The organism is Enterobacter sp. JH25 (assembly GCF_021725435.1).
Lineage (GTDB): Bacteria > Pseudomonadota > Gammaproteobacteria > Enterobacterales > Enterobacteriaceae > Enterobacter > Enterobacter intestinihominis.
Window position 1 is genome coordinate 2,296,923 of sequence record NZ_CP091319.1, and the last position, 23,262, is coordinate 2,320,184.

Here is a 23,262-nt window from a genome sequence, read left to right on the forward strand (position 1 = left end):
AGTTATTGATATATCCGTCAGACGTTACCCTGTCACTCCACGGCCTTGTATCGCCGTTGCAGTGTGGCATCCAGTTTACGCTGGATTGGCTCCGGCGTTTCCCCTTCAATCAGTTTGCCAATCAGATCAAAGCAGTGCCAGGCGAGCTGACGGTTATCCTGACGAACGGTATCGACAGGAATGGTCAGAGAATCATAGAGATAGTGATCATCAAAGCTGGCCAGACGCATATCGCTTTGCAGCAGATTATGTTGCCCCATATAGCGCAACACCCCTTCCAGCAGACCGCAGGCGGCGGTAAAAAGGGCTTTTGGCGGGCGGCCCAGGCGCGCGCAAAGTTCGGCAAACATTTCGTAGCCGGAGCTGGGATGGTAATTACCATGAATAATCCACTCCGGACGTAGCTCGACGCCAGCGTCACGCAGCCCCTGCTTAAACCCTTCCAGACGGTCACGCGTTGGGGAAAGCCGCGGCTGGCCGCCGAGGAAGTAGAACTCATCCGGATGCTGGCGCGCAATGTCGGCCACCAGCGTGGCGGTCGGGGTAATTGAATCGGTGAGGACCAGCGGCAGAGAACTGTCGTTCATATGACGGTCAAAGAGCACAACGGGCAACTGCTCGCTCAGCTTTTGATAATCCGCGTCGTTGAGCATGCTGGAGGCGACAATCAGCCCGTCCACCTGGCGGGCCACCATGTTATTGACCACCACCGTCTCCTGGCCCGGATTTTCATCGCTACAGGAGATCAGCAGCTGAACACCCGCCTCGCGGCAGAGGGTCTCCAGCTCATGAGAAAAAACGGCAAACCCGTAGTTGGTGATTTCCGGCACCACCAGACCAATGGTGTGGCTGCGGTTGTCCCGCAGCGAACGGGCGTGAATACTGGGCTGATAATGATGTTCTTTGGCAATCGCCAGCACACGCTCGCGTGTCTCCTCCGCCACCCGAAGCTCTTTGCTGCGGCCGTTCAGAACCAGACTGGCGGTGGCTTTTGATACCCCCGCCAGCTCCGCGATATCTTTAATGGTGACGCGTTTTGTTTTTCTCACAACGACTTAGATCCGGCTGCCAAAACCCCTATTCTATCATGCAGCTGCGCAGCGACCAGTAGCGTAATGTGATGTCGGACGCACCTTCGAAGCGAACCTGGGCCGGATGGTCAGGAAAATAGCGGCTGCTCATGATGCCTTCACCGTGATTGATGAAAATTTCGACGCTGGAACGGTCACACAGCACGCGTAAATGATGAACAGAGCCCTGCCAGTAGCGGGTCAACGTCTCTCCGGTTTCCAGGCTGGCGCGTTCCAGATGGATCCCCGCATCATCCATAATCAGCCGCAACGCGCCGGCAAAATCCACATTAACGCGCGAGGCGCTCAGTTCGAACTCAAGACGGGTTCCCTCCAGCACCGGGGCATCGCTGGCGCGTCCCTGCCAGTGATGTTCATCCTCGCGCAGCGTTTCCAGCTCACGGACCGGCGTTTGCCAGAGCTTACCGTCGCGGTAGCGCAGCTCGCGCGGACAGGTCATCTGGTGGATCCAGCCGTGCACCCGTGTAGGCTGGAGCATCTCTTCGCCGTCCGGCACGCCCATCCAGCCGATGAGGATGCGGCGGCCGTCTTCTGCCACCGTGGTTTGCGGCGCGTAAAATTCGAAACCGGCATCAAGCTCATGCAATTCGTCGTGAGCAAATGCAGGCGTTTGATAATCAAATGCCCCACTCATCCAGACGGCCGGATAGGTGTTGAGATAGCGATGCGGTTCGCGCGCCAGCCCCTGTGGGCAGCAGATCAAGACGTGTGTGCCATCAAGCGCAAACAGATCCGGGCACTCCCACATATAGCCCGCGTCCGTGAGTCCATTGACGCCGTGACCGGCGATTTCGCCGCAGGACGCCCAGGTGTGCAAATCGGCTGACGTAAACAGCAGCACCTTGCCGCGCTTATGCTGATCCTGCGCCCCGAGCACCATGTACCACTGCCCGTCATGGCGCCACACTTTCGGGTCGCGGACGTGCCCGGTATACCCGTCCGGCAGGGGCAACACCGGTCCCAGTTTGGCAAACGTGCCGTCGTCATTTTGCACCGCCAGACACTGCCAGGCGGTGCGGCCGCCATCGTCAAACTTAACGTTGCCGGTATAGCACAGGGTCAGCACGCCGTTGTTATCCACGGCGCTGCCGGAGTAACAGCCATTGCGGTCATACTCTTCGTCAGGCATCAGCGCCATTGGCTCGTGCTGCCAGTGCACCAGATCTGCTGAGCTCCAGTGTCCCCAGCACTTGTAGCGATGATCGCAGCCCAGCGGGTTCCACTGATAAAACAGATGGTAACGTCCGGCAAACCAGATAAAGCCGTTCGGATCGTTCATCAGCCCCGTCACCGGCGCAGGATGCCACTGCGGATAGTGGCTGTCCGCTTGCGCACGCGGCTGGCCTTGCATAACGGCCTGCAACACGGCAGGCCAGCGGGAAGGTAAGGTCATTATTCAGAGTCCGTCTTATATTTCAGCAGCAGAGAAACGGTGAACGCCACGCCAAAGGCAATCACCATGCCGATAATATAGTTGAGCAGCGAGCTGGCCTGAACGATCGCCATACCGGGAAGCGCCGTCAGGCCAACGGCGGTCATGTAGACATGCACCGACACCACCCAGGCACCGCCCGCCGCACCACCGATCAGCGCCGCAATAAACGGCTTCACGAAACGCAGGTTGATGCCAAAAATTGCCGCTTCGGTGATGCCCAGCATCGCGGAAAACGCCGACGGTAAGGTAATGGCTTTGATTTTGGCATCACGGGTTTTGAACCACACCGCCAGACATGCCCCGCCCTGCGCCACGTTCGCCATCGCCCAGATCGGCAGCAGGAAGTTCACGCCAATCGACGGGTTACCCAGCAGTCCGGCCTCAATAGCGTGGAAGCTGTGGTGAATGCCGGTAATGACAATCACCGAATAGAGCCCACCAAACAACAGCCCGGCCAGCCAGCCCGCGTGGGCAATCAGGGTGCTAAGAATAAAGGAGATCCCGTCGCCCAGCGCGCGTCCCGCCGGGCCAATAATCAACAGCGCGATAAAGCCGGAGATAATGACGGTCAGGAACGGCGTCAGGATCAGATCTAACGCATCCGGGATCGCCCGGCGAAGCTGTTTTTCCACAATGCTCATAAACCACACCGCCAGCAGTACCGGGAAGACGGTTCCCTGATAGCCAATCATGGCGATTTCAAGACCGAAGAAGTTCATGGTGTGGAAGCCGGACGCTACGCCCCAGGCGTTGGTCAGCGCCGGATGAGTCAGGATGCCGCCGAGCGTTGCGCCCAGATACGGGTTGCCGCCAAACTCCCGCGCGGCGGTGAAGCCAATCAGGATCGGCAGAATAATAAACGCCGCCGAGCTGCACATATCCAGCATGATATAGAGCGCGTTATCCGGTTTAACCCAGCCGTAGGTTTTAACCATCCCGAGCAGGCCCATCAGCAGACCCGAGGCCACGATCGCCGGAATAATCGGCACGAAGATGTTGGAGAGCAGACGCGCGATGCGCTGAAACGGGTTCAGCTTGCGGGCTGCAATATCCGCCGCTTCCGATTTACTGGACTCGCTAATCCCTGCCACCTGAATAAACGCGGTGTAAACCTTATTCACCACCCCGGTGCCGAAGATCACCTGCATCTGCCCGGCATTTCGAAAACAGCCTTTCACGCCTTCAACCTTGCCGATAGCCTGCTGGTCGGCAAGCGCATCATCGACCAGCACCAGACGAAGGCGCGTAGCGCAATGTGCCGCGCTGGCAATGTTCTCTTTGCCACCGAGCAGCGGAATCAGCTCGCACGCAATATGATTAAAATCCATAGATACCTCTTCCTGACCTCTTTTTATGATGTTCGAAACGCCCCCGCAATGCGGGAGCGTGAAGGGTTAAAACCAGGTTTCCATCTGCACCCCAAAGTTCCATTCCCCACCCGCGTTGAAGCCGCTGCTGCCAAAGGCGTCATCGCTGGCGTAGTTATCCAGCTTGCTGCTCCAGTCCATCCAGGTGGCGAACAGGCGCAGCTCCGGACGGCTGAAGAAATCGCCAATCTTGCCCGCCTTTAACGTCGGGGCGAAGGTCAGCTTGTAGAAGCTACCGTTAACCGCATTGCGATCCTTGTAGCCTTCCGGGTTTAAATCCATGTATTGATAGCTGCCCTCGAACGCGAGGGCGAAATTCTGGGTCACCTCTTTGATCAGACGCGTATTGAGCGTGACCCACTCATAGCTGTCGCCCTTCACGTAGCGGTCCTTACTGCTTTGCGCCAGCACGGCGGGCGCAATGTGCCAGCCACCGCCCAGCGGCGTGACACCGTAACTTGCAAAACGCCAGGTATCGGCTTCTGACAGCAGCGCGCCGTCTGAACCAATGCTTTTCACCTCGGCGCCCAGACCGTGGCCGTAAAGCAGCGCCGTTTTGGCAGAACCTTCCCGCAGGCCGTAGAAGCTCTCGTTATGCAGACCAACCAGCGCATGCACCCCGTTATTGGCCGCGTCGGTTTTTATCGGATCGCCGTTGCTGTCCTTACGGTCGTCATTATCTTTTGCCCGTAAGCCGCTGACCATCATCTGCACCGGCCCGGCGAAGTGATTCATGCTGAGGATGTAGTTCTGAACGTTGTTGTCGATCTCCTCTTCGCTGCCGAAGTTACGGCCATAAAGGGAGAAGTTACTGTGCAGCGTATCGTTCCACTTCACGTCGTAGACGCCGCCGCCGGTCCCGGCGAGAAATACCACGTCGGAATCCAGCCAGTGAATGTCGAAGTTGTCGCGGTCAAAACGCTTACCCGCCCAGAAGGTGCTGCCCTTCAGCGCGCCGGTAAAGTCCGGCAAATTGCCCAGCTCGGCAAAGGCCTGACGAATGTTCAGGTCGCTGCTGTCTGCCGACCAGTCGTTATAGGTTTTCTGACCGTCGGCCAGCATCGCCTTAAAGCGCGTCGTCGCGCCATTCTCCAGCGTCTGTTTGTGCTCAACATTTAGCTCAACGTAGGTATCTGCTTCGTTCCCCAGTCGCCCGATGGCCCCACCCGTTTCCCCGGCGGGCGTCAGATAAGGGCCGCTTTTGCTGCTGGAGGCCGCGTCGTTCATCAGCAGGCCGGAACGGGCGTAACCGTGAAATTCAAAACCGCCTGTCCGATCGGCTTTCTCTTCCAGCGCAGTGGTACGTTGCGCCACCGCCTGTGTGGAGGTTTTCGCTTCCTGCTGCGCAGCCACCAGCTGCTGTGTTTTCTGTTCCGCTGCCGTGGCGCGCTTTTCAGCAACCTGCGCGCGGGTTTCCGCCTCCTGCAAACGCTGCTCCAGCGCCGCCAGGCGCGCTTCGATACGTGTCATATCCGTCTGGGCAAAAACAGAGGTACTCCCGGCCAGCATGCCTATCATTACGGCAAGTCTGCGTTTTTTATACATTTTGTCGCATCCCTAATAACTATCGGTGAAAGTGCTAAATTGCTAAACCGGTTTAGGCTGATGATACTAAACCGTTGAATTTTGAATCGGCAACGTTTTTTGCTAAACCGTTTTAGTAAGTGTGATCGAGGCGACAATTCAGGCCGCCGACCGGAGGCCTGGAGAGGTGAATTACAGTTCGTGATGATAAGGCAGCGCGGTCATTGCCCCTTTTGCGGTTGTCGCCAGCGCCCCACAGCGCTGCGCTAACGTGATGACCTCTGAGAGACGGGCCTGGCCATGACGTGCCAGACCGAACAGCAGCCCGGCGACGAAAGCATCCCCCGCGCCGGTGGTATCAATGCATTCTACGGGTGATGCAGGATAGTGCGTCAACGCGCCTCCCTGCCAGGCGGTCACGCCCTCTTTTCCCTGCGTCACCAGCACCAGCCTGGCCGGACAGGTGCGCATCAGCGCCGCCAGCCCCTCATGGACCTGCGCATTTCCGGTCAAGAACGCCAGCTCTTCCACCGAGATTTTCACCACATCTGCACAGGCTAATGCCCGCTCAAGACACTGGCGCAGCTCGACTTCATCGTGCCAGAGATCGGCGCGGATATTGGGGTCAAAGCTGACGAATCCCCCCGCCAGTCTGATAGCGGCCATCGCCTGAAACGTCGCGGAACGGCTGGGTTCGGCGCTAAGCGCGATAGAGCAGACGTGCAGCCACTCCCCGGCGCGGAATGGCGGGAGATCGGCAGAGTCGAGGAACAGATCAGCACTCGGGCGAACCATAAAGGTAAATGAACGTTCCCCGTCGTTATCGAGATCCACCACCACCGTGGAGGTGCGATGCTGCGGGTCCAGGCGCAGCCATTCTGTATTAACCTGCTCATCCGCAAGCGTTTTTTGCATAAAACGCCCGAAGGGGTCGTCGCCCACCCGGCCTATAAAGGCGCTTCTGCCTCCCAGACGCGCTACCCCTACCGCAACGTTGGCCGGTGCGCCGCCAGGACATTGCAGCAGTTTGCCCTCTCCGTCGGGCAACAGATCCACCACTGCATCGCCAAGTACCCAGATCGTCTCCATATCACCTTCTTAGCTAAATCATGTTAAACCGGTTTAGCTATTTAAGCACAGGCAGGGTGTCGGGGAAATATGGCGAGGGAAAATTTGCTTAACCTACCCGTTGGGGCCAGTGGATATCACCCACGCCATTGAGCTGCGGGCGGGCGAACAAAAAGCCCTGGAAGCGGCGAATACCGGCGGATTCAAGCCAGCACCACTCTTCTACCTTCTCAATGCCTTCTGCGACCAGCGTAATCTCCAGATCGGTGCAGCAGCTGATTATCGACTTCACAATCGCCTGCTTGGGTCCGCTCTGGTGAATATCGCTGACGATCTCCCTGTCGATTTTGAGCTTATCCGGCTGGAACCGGGTGAGCAGCGACAGACCGGCATAGCCGGAACCAAAATCATCTATTGCCAGCCCAACCCCTTCCGCCCGTAGCTGTTTAATGGCGCTGTTAAACTGGTTAAAGCCGGATATCATCTCGTTCTCAGTGACTTCAATGACCACCTGCTCTGGCTGTAGACCGTGCTTTTTGATCTGCGTTACCAGGAACTCTACCGCACCCGGCACGTTAACCAGCGACATTGGCAGCAGGTTCACCGCCAGTTTGTGGCTGCCGATGCCCAGCTTTTGCGCCAGCGCAAAGGTCCAGGCTTTGGTATGCAGATCGACTTCGTATATCTTTTCACGATCGAGACTACGGAAAAAATGCTCCGGACTGCCGCCGTCGTTTCCGCGTATAAGCGCTTCGAGAGAACTGATTTTGCCTTCGGACGGCTCGACAATGGGTTGCAGCGCAAACTGGCAGGGCTGTCCCGCCAGCAGACCTAACCCTTTACCAAACGGCGCGCGCTCTCGCGAAAGCGTCCATTTATCAGGCTCATAGTCCGAAGCGGGTGGGATAGCGGTTTTGCCGGCGATAAAGGTCTGAATAAATTTGAAGACCCGATCCTCAGAAGTCAGGTAGCTTTCCAGCTTGCTGTAATGCAGAACCGATGCCAGAACCGCTTTCGGGGTCTGAACGTCCATGTTAAACAGCAGCATTCCCACGTCTTCGAAACGTCGGCGCGGACCGTAATCGCGCATCAGCTCCACCACGCCGGTATGCCGGTTGTCCGCACGGATGGTGTTAAAAAGCGCGACGACGTTCTGTTCCGTGCCTTCGAGAATTTGCAGAACGTCACGTCCACTGGAGAGAAGAATGCCTGAGATGCCCTGCTCCGTATTACGGATCCTGGCCTTTTCAACCAGCGCGCTTAACGCTGCGGAGGTGCAGGTTAAGCTCAGCTGGCTTCGATAAATGAGAGTTGTCAGCACAGAAACGGGGTCCGGTATGGGGTATACGCCTGAACGGTACTGTTTAACATAGTTCCCTGGGATGGCCTAGTCTATTCCACTTCGGGGTTGATTCTCCCCGAGACGGCTGTCGATCCGCGTCTGCATATAGTCGTAGAAAGGATTCGACGTTACGCGCATTAACGCATCTTTACCGACTCTCAGAACTGAGGTTTCTCCCCACAGGGCTATCGTCCCGAGACTGATTCCATAGCGGTTTTTCACCTCAGGATGGCGGCCATACAGATCGTCTTCAGGCGGGAACGGAATGGCAATATGCGACAGGGAATAAACTTCCTGCGGATACGAGACCGACAGCGGCGTCACCGTTTCCCGGGTGCTGCCCGCAGGCGTTGTCTTTGCCACCATATCAAACCTGTCAGGGCTGGCATTGGTCACGATTGTGACACTGTAACGTCTTTTCGCCTCGGGCAGCAGGTCAGCCACCGCCGTCCAGGATGATGGCCTGAACAGTGGACGGAAACTCCCGGCCTGATTGATGTCAAATACCACCAGTTCGCTTCCATTTGCCGGAAGCTGGTCAAACAGCCCGCTGACTACGGCGCGGGTACTGACCGTTGAATCCATGACCGACTGAAACGCCAGTACCGGCGGAAGCTGCGTTAGTTTGTGATCATGAACATCGCGGTTTATCTGCTCATGCAGCGCCCGGGTAAGCAGCCAGGACTGACGTGCCGCATTCACCGGGAACGAATTGTATTTATAAGGATTATATTCCGGCGAAATGTTGAGCCACGCGGCTTTGGCAAACGCCGGTAACATAGCCGGTAGCCCGGCGAATCCGGCAAAGCGCGCAAACGCCGTGACGCCAATCATCGGTGAGAGCAAAACGATCTGCTGAGGTTTACGCAGTTCAGGCGCATCAAGGGCGTCGAGGGCGTATTTCATCGCCAGCGCACCGCCGTTGGAATAGCCCACCAGGTGCAGGGGGAGATCGTTCCCTGTCAGGCGTGTTGCTTCACGAACCGCAAGGCGCGTAGCTGCCAGCCACGCCTCCCAGTCAACGTCTGTCAACGCGCCCGGCGCCGTGCCGTGTCCGGGCAAACGAGGCACTACGGCCACAAAGCCGTGCTTTTGATAATTCACGGCCAGACGCCTGACGCTGTAGGGCGAATCCGTCAGACCGTGCAACAACACTACCGCCCCGCGCGGCTTTCCGGCAGGCATCAGCACAAACGACCGGTTTGCATCCGGAGTAAAGTGTCCTGGCCACACCAGGCTCTGACGGTAATAGCGGTTCAGCGGCGTGCGCTCTGCGGGGGTGACTTTCGCCGTCACCTCAGCATCAAGAGCGGTGAAGATGGCGTTTTCCCGCGCGACATAGGCTGCGAAGGTCGCGTTATCCATCTCCTGCACGGACATTTCGTCAGCCCGCCAGGTATGCCAGTGATGCAGGGCCGGCCCCTGCTGCGAAAGATAAACCCGCACCGCCAGCAGAACGAACACAATGATCCCGATGACCATCGCTATTTTTTTTGCGAGAGCCATCAGGCGCACGCTGACCCGCCAGGGCAAATTCGCCATGTAAGGCTCCCTCTCTTATCCACAGATCTTTCATCTTACCAAAAAATGTGAAGAGGCTGTCGTATTCACCAAATAGATACCGCTCAGGCCGGACACTGCACCAAAAGTGAACTACGCTGCACAAATGTTGAGCATCTGTTAAACAAATATTGCATTAACTTTGCTGCACAGCGCGTTTTCGCCGCAATGTGAACATGGCACGCGTCCTGCACTGTTAATCTGATAACAGAAACCCGGCCTTTGACAGCCAGTTAACAGCGAGGCGGTATGACGACCAAACCTGAGGTGTTGAGCCGTATCGAAGCGACCTTTAGCCAGCTCACCCCGAGCGAAAAGCGGGTGGCAAGCTGGATGCTGGCGCACGTCGGGCAGATCCCTTTTGAAACGGCTGAGAGCGTGGCGCTGGCCACGGCCACCAGCGGGATCACCGTCGGACGCTTTCTGCGCAAGCTGGGCTATCGCAACCTTGATGACGCCAAAAAAAGCCTGCGCGATCCCCATCAGCCCTGGGGCATTAACGAGCGGCTGGACTCCTGGAAACAGCAACAGCCGCTGTCGGATCGCCTTCAGCACTCCCTGTCGCTGGAGGTGGACGCCATTGCCCATGTCTACCAGCTGGCGCAAAGCGAAACGTTCAGGCAGGTGGTCCAGCAACTTTCCCATGCCGACGCCGTCTTCGTGCTGGGGATCCAGTCCACGCGCGGGATCGCCAATGCGTTCTTCAGCCATCTGGAGTATCTGCGCCCGCGGGTAAGCTATTCCGAAGGGCTCTCCGGTAGCTGGGTGGAGTCGCTTAACTCCGGCTTTGCTAACCCGTATATCGTGCTGACCGATACCCGCGCCTACTCCGCCATTGCCCGCCAGTACTGCCTCGTGGCGAGCGAAAAAGGACTGGCGATGGCGCTGATCACCGATATCTGGTGCCCGTGGGCGCGGGATTACCCGATTGATTTACTCCAGGTGAAGACCGATACCGGCCATTTCTGGGACTCGCTGGCGCCGGTGAGCTGTCTGTTCAACCTGCTGCTGTCGGGCGTCGTGGAGGCGCTGGGGGAAGCGCTGCCGGAACGTCTGGCAATCAACCGACAACTACAACAAGAATTTGGTCAATTTGAACGCTAAAGGAGCGGAGCTATGCCTGAAGAGAGTCAACTGATTGATGTGGCGAAAACTTTTCCTACGCTGCATATCGATCTGAAATACGCGACCGCCGATAACATTACCGGCCGCCCGATCTATCAGCACGCCGCGTGCCTGCTGCACACTGATGCCGCCACCGCGCTGGCGAAATCGATCAGTATCGCCGCGCTGGCCGGTCTGAAGCTGGTGGTCTACGACGCCTATCGCCCGCAGCAGGCACAGGCGCAACTCTGGGATGCCTGCCCCAATCCGGAATACGTGGTGGATGTCGCGATTGGCTCGAACCACAGCCGGGGCACTGCCATTGACGTCACGCTGATGGATGAACACGACAACGTGCTGGATATGGGCGCCGGGTTTGACGAAATGCACGACCGTTCTCATGCCTGGCACCCTTCCGTTCCGCCCGAGGCGCAGCGAAATCGTCTGCTCCTGAACGCCGTTATGTACGGCGGCGGTTTTGTGGGCATCAGCAGCGAGTGGTGGCATTTCGAGCTGCCGAACGCCGCCAGCTATCCGCTGTTAGATGACCAGTTCGCCTGTTATCCGACCACACACTCACTGTAATTCTGGAGCCCGGCCATGAAAACAACGCTGCTTACAACCCTGATTGCCGCTACGCTCGCCCTGAGCGCCCTTCCCGCGCTGGCGGCGGTGCCAAAAGATATGCTGGTGATAGGGAAAGCTGCCGATCCGCAAACGCTGGATCCGGCGGTCACTATCGATAACAACGACTGGACGGTGACCTACCCCTCGTACCAGCGTCTGGTGAAATACAAGCCTGGCACCACGGAGGTGGAAGGCGATCTGTCGACGGGCTGGAAGGCGTCAGACGACCAGAAAGTGTGGACGTTCACCCTGGCAGATAATGCAAAATTCTCCGACGGCACGCCGGTGACCGCCGAAGCGGTCAAGCTGTCGTTTGAACGTCTGCTTAAAATCAACCAGGGACCTTCCGAAGCGTTCCCGAAAGATTTGAAAGTGGACACGGTGGATGAGCATACGGTGAAATTCACCCTCAGCCAGCCGTTTGCCCCGTTCCTCTTCACGCTGGCCAATGACGGCGCGTCGATCGTCAACCCGGCGGTGCTGAAGGCCAATGCCGCCGACGACGCACGCGGTTTCCTGGCGCAAAACACCGCGGGTTCCGGACCGTTTATGCTGAAAAGCTGGCGGAAAGGTCAACAGCTGGTGATGGTGCCCAACCCACACTGGCCAGGTGAAAAGCCGCACTTTAAGCGCGTCTCGGTGAAGATTATCGGTGAAAGCGCCTCGCGTCGCCTGCAACTTTCCCGTGGCGATCTGGATATCGCCGACGCCCTGCCGGTGGATCAGCTTGCTGCTCTGAAGCAGGAAGGCAAAGTGGCCGTGGCGGAATACCCGTCCCTGCGGGTGACCTACCTCTATCTGAACAACAGTAAGCCTCCAATGAATCAGGTGGATTTGCGCCGCGCGGTCTCCTGGGCGACCGATTACCAGGGGATGGTGGCAGGCATTCTCAGCGGGAACGGCAAGCAGATGCGCGGCCCGATCCCGGAGGGCATGTGGGGCTTCGATGCGAACGCCATGCAGTACAGCTTTGACGAGGCCAAAGCCAAAGCGGCGCTGGAGAAAGTCAAAGATAAACCTGCCAGCCTGACTTTCCTCTATTCCGATAACGACCCGAACTGGGAGCCTATCGCCCTCTCCACGCAGGCGAGCCTGGGCAAGCTGGGGATTAACGTCAAGCTCGAGAAACTGGCGAACGCCACCATGCGCGACCGCGTCGGCAAAGGTGATTATGACATTGCGATTGGTAACTGGAGCCCGGACTTCGCTGACCCGTACATGTTCATGAACTACTGGTTCGAATCGGACAAAAAAGGGCTGCCGGGGAACCGCTCATTCTATGAGAACAAAGAGGTCGATGCGCTGTTGCAGGCGGCACTGAAAACCACCGATCAGGCGGAACGCACCAAAGATTACCAGCAGGCGCAGAAAGTGGTGATTGACGAGGCGGCTTACGTTTATCTGTTCCAGAAGAACTACCAGCTGGCGATGAACAAAGAGGTCAAAGGCTTCACCTTTAATCCGATGCTTGAGCAGGTCTTTAACATCGCCACCATGAGTAAGTAACGGCCCACGCCGGGGGGAAGTGTATGACGTTCTGGAGCATTGTGCGCCAGCGCTGCTGGGGATTAATCCTGGTGGTAGCCGGTGTCTGTATTATTACTTTTATTATTTCACACCTGATCCCCGGCGATCCGGCCCGCCTGCTGGCCGGTGATCGCGCCAGCGATGAAATCGTGCAGGGCATCCGCCAGCAGCTGGGGCTGGATCAACCACTCTATATTCAGTTTGGCCGCTACGTTGAGGCGCTGGCACATGGCGATCTGGGCACGTCTATTCGCACCGGTCGCCCCGTTGTGGAAGATTTGAAAGCTTTTTTCCCCGCCACGCTGGAGCTTGCCTTTTGCTCCCTGCTGCTGGCGCTGGTGATTGGCGTGCCGCTGGGCATTTTATCGGCGGTGTACCGTAACCGCTGGCTGGATCACCTGGTGCGACTGATGGCGATGACGGGCATCTCGACGCCTGCCTTCTGGCTGGGACTGGGAGTTATCGTTCTGTTCTACGGGCAACTGCAAATTCTGCCCGGCGGCGGCAGGCTGGACGACTGGCTCGATCCGCCCGCCCACGTTACCGGTTTTTATCTGCTGGACGCTCTGCTGGAAGGCAACGGCGAGGTGTTTTTCAACGCCCTGCAGCACCTGATTTTACCCTCCCTGACCCTGGCCTTTGTGCATCTGGGTATTGTGGCGCGTCAGGTACGTTCCGCGATGCTGGAGCAACTGAGCGAGGATTATATTCGTACCGCCCGCGCGAGCGGGTTGCCGGGCTGGTACATCGTCCTGCGCTACGCCTTACCCAATGCCATGATCCCCTCCATTACCGTGCTCGGGCTGGCGCTGGGCGATCTGCTGTACGGGGCCGTCCTTACCGAAACCGTGTTTGCCTGGCCGGGAATGGGGGCCTGGGTGGTGACCTCCATTCAGGCGCTGGACTTCCCCGCCGTCATGGGCTTCGCGGTCGTGGTATCGCTGGCCTATGTCTTCGTTAATCTGGTGGTGGATCTGCTGTATCTGTGGATCGACCCGCGAATCGGGCGCGGAGGTGCCGAATGATGTTAACTCAGGAAACGCCCGTCCCTGTCAGCACCGCTAAACAGCGCATCAACTGGGCAAAGCTGTTCTGGATGTTACGCAAAAGCCCGCTCACGCTGATCGGCGGGGTCATTATGATCGTGATGCTGCTGATGATGGTGGTCTCGCCGTGGATAGTCCCGCACGATCCGAACGCGCTGGATCTGACCGCGCGCTTGCAGGCACCGTCAGCCCAGCACTGGTTCGGCACCGATGAGGTGGGCCGGGATCTGTTCAGCCGCGTGCTGGTGGGCAGCCAGCAGTCCATCACTGCGGGGCTGGCGGTAGTGGTGATTGCGGGCGGCATCGGTTCGCTGCTCGGCTGTTTGTCCGGCGTACTTGGCGGGCGCGGCGACGCCATCATTATGCGCATCATGGACATTATGCTCTCCATCCCCTCGCTGGTGCTGACGATGGCCCTGGCCGCCGCGCTCGGCCCAAGCCTGTTTAACGCGATGCTGGCGATTGCGATTGTACGCATTCCGTTTTACGTGCGGCTGGCACGCGGGCAAACGCTGGTGGTGCGCCAGTTCACCTACGTGCTGGCCGCCCGCACCTTTGGCGCATCGCGCTGGCACCTGATCAGCTGGCATATCCTGCGTAACGCCCTGCCGCCGCTGATCGTACAAGCGTCGCTGGATATCGGCAGCGCCATTCTGATGGCCGCCACGCTGGGCTTTATTGGATTAGGCGCGCAGCAGCCGACCGCCGAATGGGGGGCAATGGTGGCCGTGGGGCGTAACTACGTGCTTGACCAGTGGTGGTACTGCGCGTTTCCGGGGGCGGCAATTCTGATCACGGCGGTTGGCTTTAATCTGTTTGGCGATGGTCTTCGCGACCTGCTGGATCCCAAATCAGGAGGGAAGCAGTCATGAGTGATTCCGTATTATCGATTGAAGATTTGCACCTGAGCTTCCCCATTTTTCGCGGTGACGTCCACGCGCTCAACCACGTCTCGCTGGAGATTGGCCGGGGTGAAATTGTCGGCGTGGTGGGCGAATCCGGCTCGGGAAAATCGGTCACCGCGATGCTGGCGATGCGCCTGCTGCCGGAAGGCAGTTACCATGTACACCATGGCCGTGTCACGCTGCTCGGGGAAGATGTGCTGAACGCGTCGGAAAAACAGCTTCGTCAGTGGCGCGGCGCCAGGGTGGCGATGATTTTTCAGGAGCCGATGACGGCGCTTAACCCCACGCGCCGGATTGGCAGGCAGATGGTGGAGGTGATCCGCCAGCATCAGTCGCTTTCCCGCCGCGACGCGCGGCAGAAGGCGATCTCCCTGCTGGGCGAGATGCAAATCCCGGATGCGGCGCAGGTAATGGATCGCTATCCGTTTGAGCTTTCCGGCGGTATGCGCCAGCGGGTAATGATCGCCCTTGCCTTCTCCTGCGAGCCGGAGCTGATCATCGCTGATGAACCCACTACCGCGCTGGATGTGACCGTCCAGCTTCAGGTGCTGCGTCTGCTGAAACATAAAGCGCGCGCCAGCGGAACGTCGGTGCTGTTTATCAGTCACGATATGGCGGTGGTGTCGCAGCTTTGTGACCGGATGTACGTTATGTACGCGGGCAGCGTGATCGAAAGCGGCAGCACGCAGACCTTGATCCACCATCCTGTGCACCCCTATTCGATTGGCCTGCTGCGGTGTGCCCCGGAAAATGGTGAACCGCGCGAGATCCTCCCGGCCATTCCCGGCACGGTACCTAACCTCAGCCACCTCCCGCGCGGATGTGCTTTTCGCGAACGCTGTTTTGCTGCCGGGGCGAAATGCAGCGAAACGCCGCGCTTAATTTCCACGAGCGCAGAAGGCCAGCAGGCTGCCTGCTGGTACCCACAACAGGAGAGACGCCATGTCTGAGGTACTGCTGGAACTGGATAGCGTGCATGTGAATTTTCCTGCGCGCAAAAACTGGCTGGGGCGCGTGACGGAACAGGTACACGCCCTTAACGGCATGGATCTCCGGATCCATCGCGGCGAAACGCTGGGCGTTGTGGGGGAATCCGGCTGTGGAAAGAGCACGCTGGCGCAGCTGCTGATGGGCATGCTCAAACCGAGTACCGGGGCCTGTCAGCGCGCGAATGCAGCGGGTGGTATGCAGATGGTATTTCAGGACCCGCTCTCGTCCCTCGATCCGCGTTTACCCGTCTGGCGCACCATCACCGAGCCGGTGTGGATACAGCAACGTCGCAGCGAACGGGAGCGTCGTCAGTTGGCTGAAACGCTGGCGCAGCAGGTTGGGATTCGAGCGGAATATCTTGACCGCCTGCCGCATGCGTTTTCGGGCGGACAGCGCCAGCGCGTCGCTATTGCCCGGGCGCTCTCTTCGGATCCGGACATCATCGTGCTGGATGAACCCACCAGCGCGCTGGATATTTCCGTCCAGGCACAGATCCTCAATTTGCTGGTTGCCCTGCAACAGCAGCGAAATCTGACCTACGTGCTGATCTCGCACAACGTCTCGGTGGTCCGGCACATGAGCGACCGGGTGGCGGTAATGTATCTGGGGCAAATCGTGGAACTGGGTCCGGCGAACCAGGTGCTGGGTCAGCCGCGCCATCCTTATACGCAGCTGCTACTTGACTCCGTTCCCCGGACCGGAGAACCGCTGGATGAGGATCTTGCGTTGCGAAAAACCGATCTTCCGGGTAATCGCCACCTGCCCGTTGGGTGCTATTTCCGTGACCGCTGTTCGCTGGCGACGCAGGGGTGTGAACAGCCGCAACAGCTCCAGCACTCTTCCGCAAGCCGAAGCGTGCGCTGCTGGCGTAACCGTTAAAAATGAGCCGGGCATGCGCCCGGCCCGATATCAGTTCAGTTTGTAATCCAGCGTGACTTCCGCTTTCAACAGCTGCGAGACCGGGCAACCGGCCTTGGCTTTCTGGATAATGCCGTCGAACTGCTGCGGATCGATACCCGGTACCGTCACCTTGCTTTGCAGCGCGACTTTGCTGATGGCAAAACCGCTGTCGGTTTTATCCAGCGAGACATCCGCCGTGGTATCGATGGAATCGGCGGTATAACCCGCTTCGCCCAGCATTAGCGACAGGGCCATAGAGAAACATGCCGCGTGCGCTGCGCCAATCAGCTCTTCCGGGTTAGTCCCTTTCTCGCCCTCGAAGCGGGTGTTAAAGCCGTAAGGTTGCTGGTTAAGGACGCCACTTTCGGTCGATACCGTCCCTTTGCCGCGTTTGATGTCGCCAGACCAGTGTGCTGAACCGTGCTTATGAATCGTCATTCTTGCTCTCCTTTTGGCTTACAAAGGGATAAGTATAGGACGCATAATCTATTTTGCAGGGAAGACAGACTAGTCCGATCGCGTGGCAAGGTGGTTTGCCAGCGCGTCGAGGAACACACGCTGCGCCGCAGGCTGATAGTCTCGCGACTGATAAATACCAAAAATGCCGATCGGTTTTGGCGTATAGGCGCTGAGCACCGGCACCAGGCTTCCCTGCCGTAGCGCCGCGTCGGCCTCGCGCTCGGGCAGCATGGCAATACCACAGTGATTTATCGCCGCCTCCATCAGCAGAGATGAGATGCTGGCGCTGAGATTGCCGCTGACCGCCGTCGTGACCGGCTCCCCTGCCGGCGTTAAAAAACGCCACGACTGACCGGCAAAAAAGCTGTAATGCAGGCAGTTGTGCCGGGCTAAGTCTTCCAGCTCCTCTGGAACGCCCCGGCTTGCAAGGTAGTGCGGCGAGGCGCAAAGCACGGACCGACACTCTCCCAACCGGCGAGCGATCATACCCGGTTCGGGGTTATCGGTAATGCGGATCGCCACGTCAATTCGCTCGCCCACCAGGCTCACCGGATGGTTGTTAACATCCAGCTCAATGCGCAGTTGAGGGTAACGCTGCAACAGATCGGGCAGCACCGGAGCGATAATCTGCATCGCGGTAAAATGCGCGCAGGCGACACGAAGCGTGCCTGAGGGTAAATCCTTCACTGACTGATCTTCAATTTCCTGAGAAATTTGCGATAGCGTGCGCGTCTTTTGCAGGACCTTCTCCCCCGCCGCCGTCAGCGTCAGCTTACGGGTGGAGCGGTTAACCAGCCGCCCCCCAGCCCACTTCTCCATCTGCTCCAGATAACGGCTCACCATCGGACGGGAGATCCCCAGCGCCCGCGCCGCCGCGCTTAAACTCCCCAGTTCACAGATGCGGTTGTACACCTGGGCGGCAATAACGCGATCCATTTTGACCTCCATTTGCTCGATCTATGAAACTAAGCATCTCCTGTTTCAGGAATTCTGGCAAATGAAGAGATCCGTACAATAGAGACTTTCCTGAAGAACAGAGACATGACCATGACTATCGCCCGCCTTGCTTTGTTGACAACCCTTTTCACTCCGGCCGTCTTTGCCGCTCCGTTGACCGTTGATACGTATAACCCGCAGGAAAAAGGCATTTTTGCCGTTTCTTCCACGCTGGTATCTGGCCCGAAAGAGGCGGTACTGTTTGACGCCCAGTTCAGCGTGAAAGATGGCGAAGCGCTGGTAGAAAAAATTCGCCACAGCGGTAAAACGCTGAACAAAATCGTGATCACTTCCGGCGATCCGGATTTCTATTTCGGCCTGCAACCGCTGATGAAAGCCTTCCCTAATGCCAAAGTTGTCGCCACGCAACAGGTGGTGGACCATATCAGGGCCACAAAAGACGCGAAGCTCGCCTTCTGGGGGCCACAGATGAAAGATGGCGCGCCGACGCAGCTCTACGTGCCGCAAGTGCTTGCCTCAACCACCTTTATGATTGACGGTGAGAGAGTAAGCGTTGAAGAGCCTGAAAGCTATGCGGCGTACGTCTGGATCCCATCCGCCAAAACCATCCTCGGCGGCACGGGCGTCTCATGGGGCAATCACGTCTGGACGGCGGATACCCAAACGCCGGAAAGCCGTAAACAGTGGCAGCAGACGCTGGATAGCATGGCTGCCCTTAAGCCCGAACGCGTTATTCCGGGCCACTACCTTGGGACACCGCCAGCGGGTACCGGCGCTATCGACTTTACCCGTCGCTATCTACAGCAGTTTGAACAGGCCCTCACGACGCATAAAGAATCAACTGGCGTCATCAACGCGATGAAAAAACAGTGGCCGAACCTTGCGGAAGAAAGTTCGCTGGAACTGAGTGCCAAAGTGAATACCGGCGAAATGAATTGGTAATAAGCTGACTATCTCCTGCTATATTTAAATTTTTTATAGCAGGAGTTTACTATGACATCGTCAGTAAGAGGTATTGACCATATCGGTATTACGGTGCCCGACATTGAAAAAGCCACCCAATTTTTTGAACGCGCTTTCGGCGCACAGGTTTTATATCATTCTGTCGATGCAGAAACCGATAATATCGATCAGCCCGCCCAGCAACACACCTTAAAATTATTTCCCGGCACTAAAATTCATGCCATTCGCATGCTTGTTATGCCGCACGGACCCGGCATAGAACTTTTCGAAATGCATGGCCCTGAACAGGGAATGCCCGCTCGCGCCAGCGACTTTGGACTTCAGCATTTTGCTGTTTATGTTGATGATTTTGATAGTGCCATCGCGGCTTTCACCGCCGCCGGCGGCGAGATGTTCACCGCGCCGAAGCCGCTTAGCTTTCCGGATGAGCAAGGTGAAGGCAATGCTTTCTGCTATGGTCAAACCCCCTGGGGCAGCATTGTGGAATTGATCTCCTGGCCGACGCCCATGCCTTATGAAAAAACGACAAATTTACGCCGCTGGAAACCCTGAGTTTATTTCTGTGCTACGGGAGATGTTATTTTTAATTCCAGGACGAATCTGAACCACAACGGCAAAAATATTTGCCAATCTGAATGTGAATTACGATTTTGCACGCCGTAACATTAAACAGACAACGACACGGAGGCAGCATGTTTACTTATTACCCGGCACATACCACAGCAGCACAACCGGAACTTGTTAACGCGATCGCACAAGGTCTTCACGCCGAGCACGGTGTTGTTACTGAAGATGACATTTTGATGGAACTGACCAAGTGGGTGGAAGCCACGGACAATGACATCCTCAGTGACATCTACCAGCAAACCATCAACTATGTGGTTAGTGGGCGAAACGCACCTCTGTAAAAACCTGCTAAGCTGGATCTGCAACCTAAGGGGTTACATTTCGTTTGCGTAAGCAAGCTTGTCCTTAAAACTATCAACAGGATTGAGGAGTTAACATGAAATCGAACCGTCAGGCACGCCATATACTGGGACTGAACTACAAGCTCTCTAACCAGCGTAAAGTGGTTATTGAGGAGGGTAACGAAACGCAGGTTACCCACGCTACCGGCAGAAAACGCCCTTCCGGCAAGTAAGTTCCGGCACGATATTCACAACACCATCGGTAATCCCGATGGTGTTTTTGTTTATGTGTTGCGGTAATTAATATTCAGCTCCTTTATAATACCAACCGACCGCACCCCGTAGCACAGGCCAGAAAGATGACAAACAGCAGTGTCAGGGACGGATCTTCTTAAAAAGAGTGAGTGACATGGACAACAAACTGAAAAAACATCGTTCCCTTTATATTCCTTACGCCGGTCCGGTTTTACTGGAGTTCCCCCTTCTGAACAAAGGCAGCGCCTTTAGCATGGAAGAGCGCAGCAGCTTTAACCTGCTGGGCCTGCTGCCTGAAGTGGTTGAAACCATTGAAGAACAGGCAGAACGTGCCTGGATCCAGTATCAGGGCTTTAAAACCGAAATCGATAAACACATCTACCTGCGTAATATTCAGGACACCAACGAAACCCTCTTCTACCGCCTCGTGCAGAACCATCTTGAAGAGATGATGCCCGTCATTTACACCCCCACCGTCGGCGCGGCGTGTGAACGCTTCTCAGAGATCTACCGTCGTTCCCGCGGTGTGTTCATCTCTTATCAGAACCGTCACAACATGGATGACATTCTGCAAAACGTGCCTAACCACAACATCAAGGTAATCGTGGTGACCGATGGCGAACGTATTCTGGGCCTCGGTGACCAGGGCATTGGCGGGATGGGGATCCCCATCGGTAAGCTCTCGCTGTATACCGCCTGCGGCGGGATCAGCCCGGCCTACACCCTGCCGGTGGTACTTGACGTGGGGACCAATAACCAGCAACTGTTGAACGATCCGCTGTACATGGGCTGGCGTCACCCGCGCATTACCGACGACGAGTACTATCAGTTTGTGGATGATTTCATCCAGGCCGTGAAGCACCGCTGGCCTGACGTGCTGTTGCAGTTCGAAGACTTCGCACAGAAAAACGCCATGCCGCTGCTGAACCGCTACCGCGATGAGATCTGCTCGTTCAACGATGACATTCAGGGCACTGCGGCAGTGACCGTCGGTACGCTGATTGCTGCGAGCCGTGCGGCAGGCAGCCAGCTCAGCTATCAGAAAATTGTCTTCCTGGGTGCAGGCTCCGCGGGCTGCGGCATCGCCGAGCAAATTATTGCCCAGACCCAGCGCGAAGGCTTAAGCGAAGAGCTGGCCCGCTCCCGCGTCTTTATGGTGGACCGTTTTGGCCTGCTGACCGACGGCATGCCAAACCTGCTCCCGTTCCAGACCAAACTGGTGCAGAAGCGCGAAAACCTGAAAAACTGGGATACGGATAACGAAGTGCTCTCGCTTCTTGACGTGGTGCGCAACGTGAAGCCGGACATTCTGATCGGCGTGTCCGGGCAGACCGGCCTCTTCACGGAAGAGATTATTCGCGAGATGCACAAGCACTGCGAACGCCCTATCGTGATGCCGCTATCTAACCCGACTTCACGCGTGGAGGCAACGCCGCAGGACATCATCGCATGGACCGAAGGTAAGGCACTGGTCTCAACCGGCAGTCCGTTTGATCCGGTGGTGTGGAAGGACAAACTCTACCCCATCGCGCAGTGCAATAACTCCTATATCTTCCCGGGTATTGGTCTGGGAGTTATCGCCTCCGGCGCGTCCCGCATCACCGACGAAATGCTGATGTCCGCGAGCGAAACGCTGGCAGGTCACTCTCCGCTGGTGAATAACGGTGAAGGCCTGGTACTGCCGGAGCTGAAAGACATTCACAAAGTGTCCCGCGCAATTGCCTTCGCGGTAGGCAAAATGGCGCAGCAGCAAGGCGTCGCGGTGAAAACCTCTGCCGATGCGTTGCAGCAGGCGATTGATGATAACTTCTGGATGCCGGAATACCGTAGCTATCGTCGTACTTCGATTTAAATCGGAGTTTTGAACGTTCCCTCTCTTCACAAGGGAGAGGGAACGTGAAGTCCCTTCTCCCTTTTTCCTCTAATTCCCTTAATCCTGCCTATAAATGCTTTGTTGAAAGTCACTCATGATAATTTGGCTTTCAAATGCAGCAGGATCGATCATTTGAAAAATGCATACCTAATCAAAAATCTATATCCTTTTAAAATATATAAATTTTACATAACACTTCTTGCCTAACAAATAGTTTTTCTTAAGCGTTTAGTAACGTTTTGCATCACTAAATTCATTTATTGAAAAAGGAGTTTTGAAATGGCAATCCCAGCATATCTATGGCTGAAAGATGACGGCGGCGCAGATATCAAAGGCGCGGTTGATGTGCAATATCGCGAGGGCAGTATTGAAGTATTAGGATTCGGTCATGGACTGCATCTACCGACAGATAATATGACAGGAAAAATCACGGGTACGCGCATGCATAGCGCTCTGGTTTTTGAAAAGGAGTTCGACAGTTCCAGCCCTTACTTATACAAGGCTGTAGCAAAAGGCCAAACGCTAAAAAGTGCCGAGTTTAAGTGGTACAAAATCAATGATGCTGGTCAAGAGGTCGAATACTTCAACATGTTCCTTGAGAACGTTAAAGTGGTCTCAATATGCCCGGTGATGCATGACGTAAAAAATGCAGCAATGGAAAAACATAATCATTTAGAAAATATTTCCCTCCGTTACGAGAAGATCACATGACGACACTGTGACGGTAATATCATCTTTGCTGATTCCTGGAATGACAGATCATGAATCTCCTACAGTGCTTTTTCCACCTCAACGGAGGTACGTACGCTACTTTGTCTGTGCCCGGAGTTGGCTTTTTTCCTGCATTTTCAGGGAATGGTGACGCGACGAACCGTGCAGAAAGCGCAAATATACCTGATATCGGCCCACTCCCACCTGGTCGCTATTACATACTTTTACGTGGATTAGGGGGTTGGTATACTCAAACTAAGGATAGTGTTAACGCATTTTTCACCGGTTCGAATCGGAACGAATGGTTTGCATTATATCGCGATGACGGATTGATAAATGATGAGACTTTTGTGAAAGGCGTAAGGCGAGGTGAATTCCGGTTACACCCTATCGGGCCATCTGGCATAAGTAAGGGTTGTATTACACTTTATAGTCAGAGCGATTTTAAGATTCTGGCATCAGCCTTACTTCGAACTGGAGGGCAGCAATTGGGAAACTACATGATTGCACATGGCGTTGTGCAGGTCTATTAATGAAGGCGGCATTCCTTGTGTTGTTGTGGTGTATAGCCGTGTTTCTATCAATATTCACACTCTACAAGATTGTTCCACCAGAAACGCAGTACGATTTTGTGGAGCTTTTTGGAATAT

At 56.3% G+C, this 23,262-nt stretch carries 23 protein-coding genes; 14 read left to right on the forward strand and 9 right to left on the reverse strand.

Annotation, left to right across the window (positions count from 1 at the left end; translation table 11 throughout):
- Window positions 1-32 precede the first annotated feature (32 nt).
- The 7 genes from L2Y28_RS11095 to L2Y28_RS11125 all read right to left on the reverse strand — a co-directional run bounded on the left by L2Y28_RS11095 (window position 33) and on the right by L2Y28_RS11125 (window position 9,369).
- Entirely contained in the window at window positions 33-1,049 is a 1,017-nt protein-coding gene (locus tag L2Y28_RS11095; RefSeq protein ID WP_017693400.1) for a LacI family DNA-binding transcriptional regulator, read from the reverse strand.
- A 28-nt stretch (window positions 1,050-1,077) separates the two neighbouring features.
- Window positions 1,078-2,484 (reverse strand): sucrose-6-phosphate hydrolase, encoded by a 1,407-nt coding sequence (locus tag L2Y28_RS11100; RefSeq protein WP_022648175.1) that lies wholly within the window; start codon window positions 2,482-2,484, stop codon window positions 1,078-1,080.
- On the reverse strand, window positions 2,484-3,854 hold the full coding sequence (locus L2Y28_RS11105) for a sucrose-specific PTS transporter subunit IIBC (protein WP_022648176.1): 1,371 nt from the start codon (window positions 3,852-3,854) through the stop codon (window positions 2,484-2,486). Before L2Y28_RS11105 ends, L2Y28_RS11100 begins: the two co-directional genes overlap by 1 nt.
- A gap of 66 nt (window positions 3,855-3,920) precedes the next feature.
- Window positions 3,921-5,438: a carbohydrate porin gene (locus L2Y28_RS11110; protein ID WP_022648177.1), complete on the reverse strand. Its 1,518-nt coding sequence runs from the start codon at window positions 5,436-5,438 to the stop codon at window positions 3,921-3,923.
- 171 nt (window positions 5,439-5,609) lie between these two features.
- Entirely contained in the window at window positions 5,610-6,506 is an 897-nt protein-coding gene (locus L2Y28_RS11115) for an aminoimidazole riboside kinase (RefSeq protein WP_022648178.1), read from the reverse strand.
- A gap of 88 nt (window positions 6,507-6,594) precedes the next feature.
- Window positions 6,595-7,806 carry a diguanylate phosphodiesterase gene (locus L2Y28_RS11120; RefSeq protein WP_022648179.1) on the reverse strand — a complete coding sequence of 404 codons (1,212 nt, stop codon included), beginning with the start codon at window positions 7,804-7,806 and terminating at the stop codon, window positions 6,595-6,597.
- Between the two features lie 66 nt (window positions 7,807-7,872).
- On the reverse strand, window positions 7,873-9,369 hold the full coding sequence (locus L2Y28_RS11125) for a carboxylesterase (RefSeq protein ID WP_022648180.1): 1,497 nt from the start codon (window positions 9,367-9,369) through the stop codon (window positions 7,873-7,875).
- Between the two features lie 267 nt (window positions 9,370-9,636).
- Here L2Y28_RS11125 and L2Y28_RS11130 point away from each other — a divergent pair, with 267 nt between their 5' ends.
- Genes L2Y28_RS11130 through L2Y28_RS11160 form a run of 7 tightly spaced genes read left to right on the forward strand, consistent with a single transcriptional unit; the run spans window position 9,637 to window position 16,465 of the window.
- Window positions 9,637-10,491 (forward strand): MurR/RpiR family transcriptional regulator, encoded by an 855-nt coding sequence (locus L2Y28_RS11130; protein WP_022648181.1) that lies wholly within the window; start codon window positions 9,637-9,639, stop codon window positions 10,489-10,491.
- 12 nt (window positions 10,492-10,503) lie between these two features.
- Window positions 10,504-11,076 carry a D-alanyl-D-alanine dipeptidase gene (gene ddpX / locus L2Y28_RS11135; RefSeq protein WP_022648182.1) on the forward strand — a complete coding sequence of 191 codons (573 nt, stop codon included), beginning with the start codon at window positions 10,504-10,506 and terminating at the stop codon, window positions 11,074-11,076.
- 15 nt (window positions 11,077-11,091) lie between these two features.
- Entirely contained in the window at window positions 11,092-12,624 is a 1,533-nt protein-coding gene (locus L2Y28_RS11140) for an ABC transporter substrate-binding protein (protein ID WP_022648183.1), read from the forward strand.
- Window positions 12,625-12,647: 23 nt separating this feature from the next.
- On the forward strand, window positions 12,648-13,670 hold the full coding sequence (locus tag L2Y28_RS11145) for an ABC transporter permease (RefSeq protein WP_022648184.1): 1,023 nt from the start codon (window positions 12,648-12,650) through the stop codon (window positions 13,668-13,670).
- Window positions 13,667-14,563: a D,D-dipeptide ABC transporter permease gene (ddpC, locus tag L2Y28_RS11150; protein ID WP_022648185.1), complete on the forward strand. Its 897-nt coding sequence runs from the start codon at window positions 13,667-13,669 to the stop codon at window positions 14,561-14,563. The genes L2Y28_RS11145 and ddpC overlap by 4 nt, the downstream gene beginning before the upstream one ends.
- Window positions 14,560-15,546: an ABC transporter ATP-binding protein gene (locus tag L2Y28_RS11155; RefSeq protein ID WP_236919592.1), complete on the forward strand. Its 987-nt coding sequence runs from the start codon at window positions 14,560-14,562 to the stop codon at window positions 15,544-15,546. Before ddpC ends, L2Y28_RS11155 begins: the two co-directional genes overlap by 4 nt.
- Complete coding sequence (locus L2Y28_RS11160; RefSeq protein ID WP_022648187.1) at window positions 15,539-16,465, forward strand: ABC transporter ATP-binding protein; 927 nt, start codon at window positions 15,539-15,541, stop codon at window positions 16,463-16,465. The genes L2Y28_RS11155 and L2Y28_RS11160 overlap by 8 nt, the downstream gene beginning before the upstream one ends.
- Before the next feature lie 30 nt (window positions 16,466-16,495).
- Here the strand turns inward: L2Y28_RS11160 and L2Y28_RS11165 are convergent, their stop codons facing one another.
- Both L2Y28_RS11165 and L2Y28_RS11170 read right to left on the reverse strand, forming a co-directional pair.
- Complete coding sequence (locus L2Y28_RS11165; RefSeq protein WP_022648188.1) at window positions 16,496-16,924, reverse strand: OsmC family protein; 429 nt, start codon at window positions 16,922-16,924, stop codon at window positions 16,496-16,498.
- A gap of 69 nt (window positions 16,925-16,993) precedes the next feature.
- Complete coding sequence (locus L2Y28_RS11170; RefSeq protein ID WP_022648189.1) at window positions 16,994-17,881, reverse strand: LysR family transcriptional regulator; 888 nt, start codon at window positions 17,879-17,881, stop codon at window positions 16,994-16,996.
- 111 nt (window positions 17,882-17,992) lie between these two features.
- Between L2Y28_RS11170 and L2Y28_RS11175 the strand changes: the two genes are divergently transcribed.
- From L2Y28_RS11175 to L2Y28_RS11205, 7 genes are all read left to right on the forward strand, one after another.
- On the forward strand, window positions 17,993-18,844 hold the full coding sequence (locus L2Y28_RS11175; RefSeq protein WP_022648190.1) for a Vmh family MBL fold metallo-hydrolase: 852 nt from the start codon (window positions 17,993-17,995) through the stop codon (window positions 18,842-18,844).
- A gap of 51 nt (window positions 18,845-18,895) precedes the next feature.
- A complete protein-coding gene (locus L2Y28_RS11180; protein ID WP_022648191.1) occupies window positions 18,896-19,417 on the forward strand; it encodes a VOC family protein in 522 nt (173 codons plus the stop codon).
- Window positions 19,418-19,557: 140 nt separating this feature from the next.
- Window positions 19,558-19,773: a biofilm-dependent modulation protein gene (gene bdm, locus L2Y28_RS11185; RefSeq protein ID WP_022648192.1), complete on the forward strand. Its 216-nt coding sequence runs from the start codon at window positions 19,558-19,560 to the stop codon at window positions 19,771-19,773.
- A gap of 95 nt (window positions 19,774-19,868) precedes the next feature.
- Window positions 19,869-20,006 carry a stationary-phase-induced ribosome-associated protein gene (gene sra, locus L2Y28_RS11190; RefSeq protein WP_022648193.1) on the forward strand — a complete coding sequence of 46 codons (138 nt, stop codon included), beginning with the start codon at window positions 19,869-19,871 and terminating at the stop codon, window positions 20,004-20,006.
- Between the two features lie 176 nt (window positions 20,007-20,182).
- The gene (locus L2Y28_RS11195) at window positions 20,183-21,880 is read left to right on the forward strand and encodes an NAD-dependent malic enzyme (RefSeq protein WP_236919593.1); all 1,698 of its coding nucleotides are present in this window, start codon (window positions 20,183-20,185) and stop codon (window positions 21,878-21,880) included.
- A 300-nt stretch (window positions 21,881-22,180) separates the two neighbouring features.
- Complete coding sequence (locus tag L2Y28_RS11200; RefSeq protein WP_022648195.1) at window positions 22,181-22,612, forward strand: type VI secretion system tube protein TssD; 432 nt, start codon at window positions 22,181-22,183, stop codon at window positions 22,610-22,612.
- 50 nt (window positions 22,613-22,662) lie between these two features.
- The gene (locus tag L2Y28_RS11205) at window positions 22,663-23,145 is read left to right on the forward strand and encodes a DUF2778 domain-containing protein (RefSeq protein ID WP_022648196.1); all 483 of its coding nucleotides are present in this window, start codon (window positions 22,663-22,665) and stop codon (window positions 23,143-23,145) included.
- The last annotated feature ends 117 nt before the right edge of the window (window positions 23,146-23,262 follow it).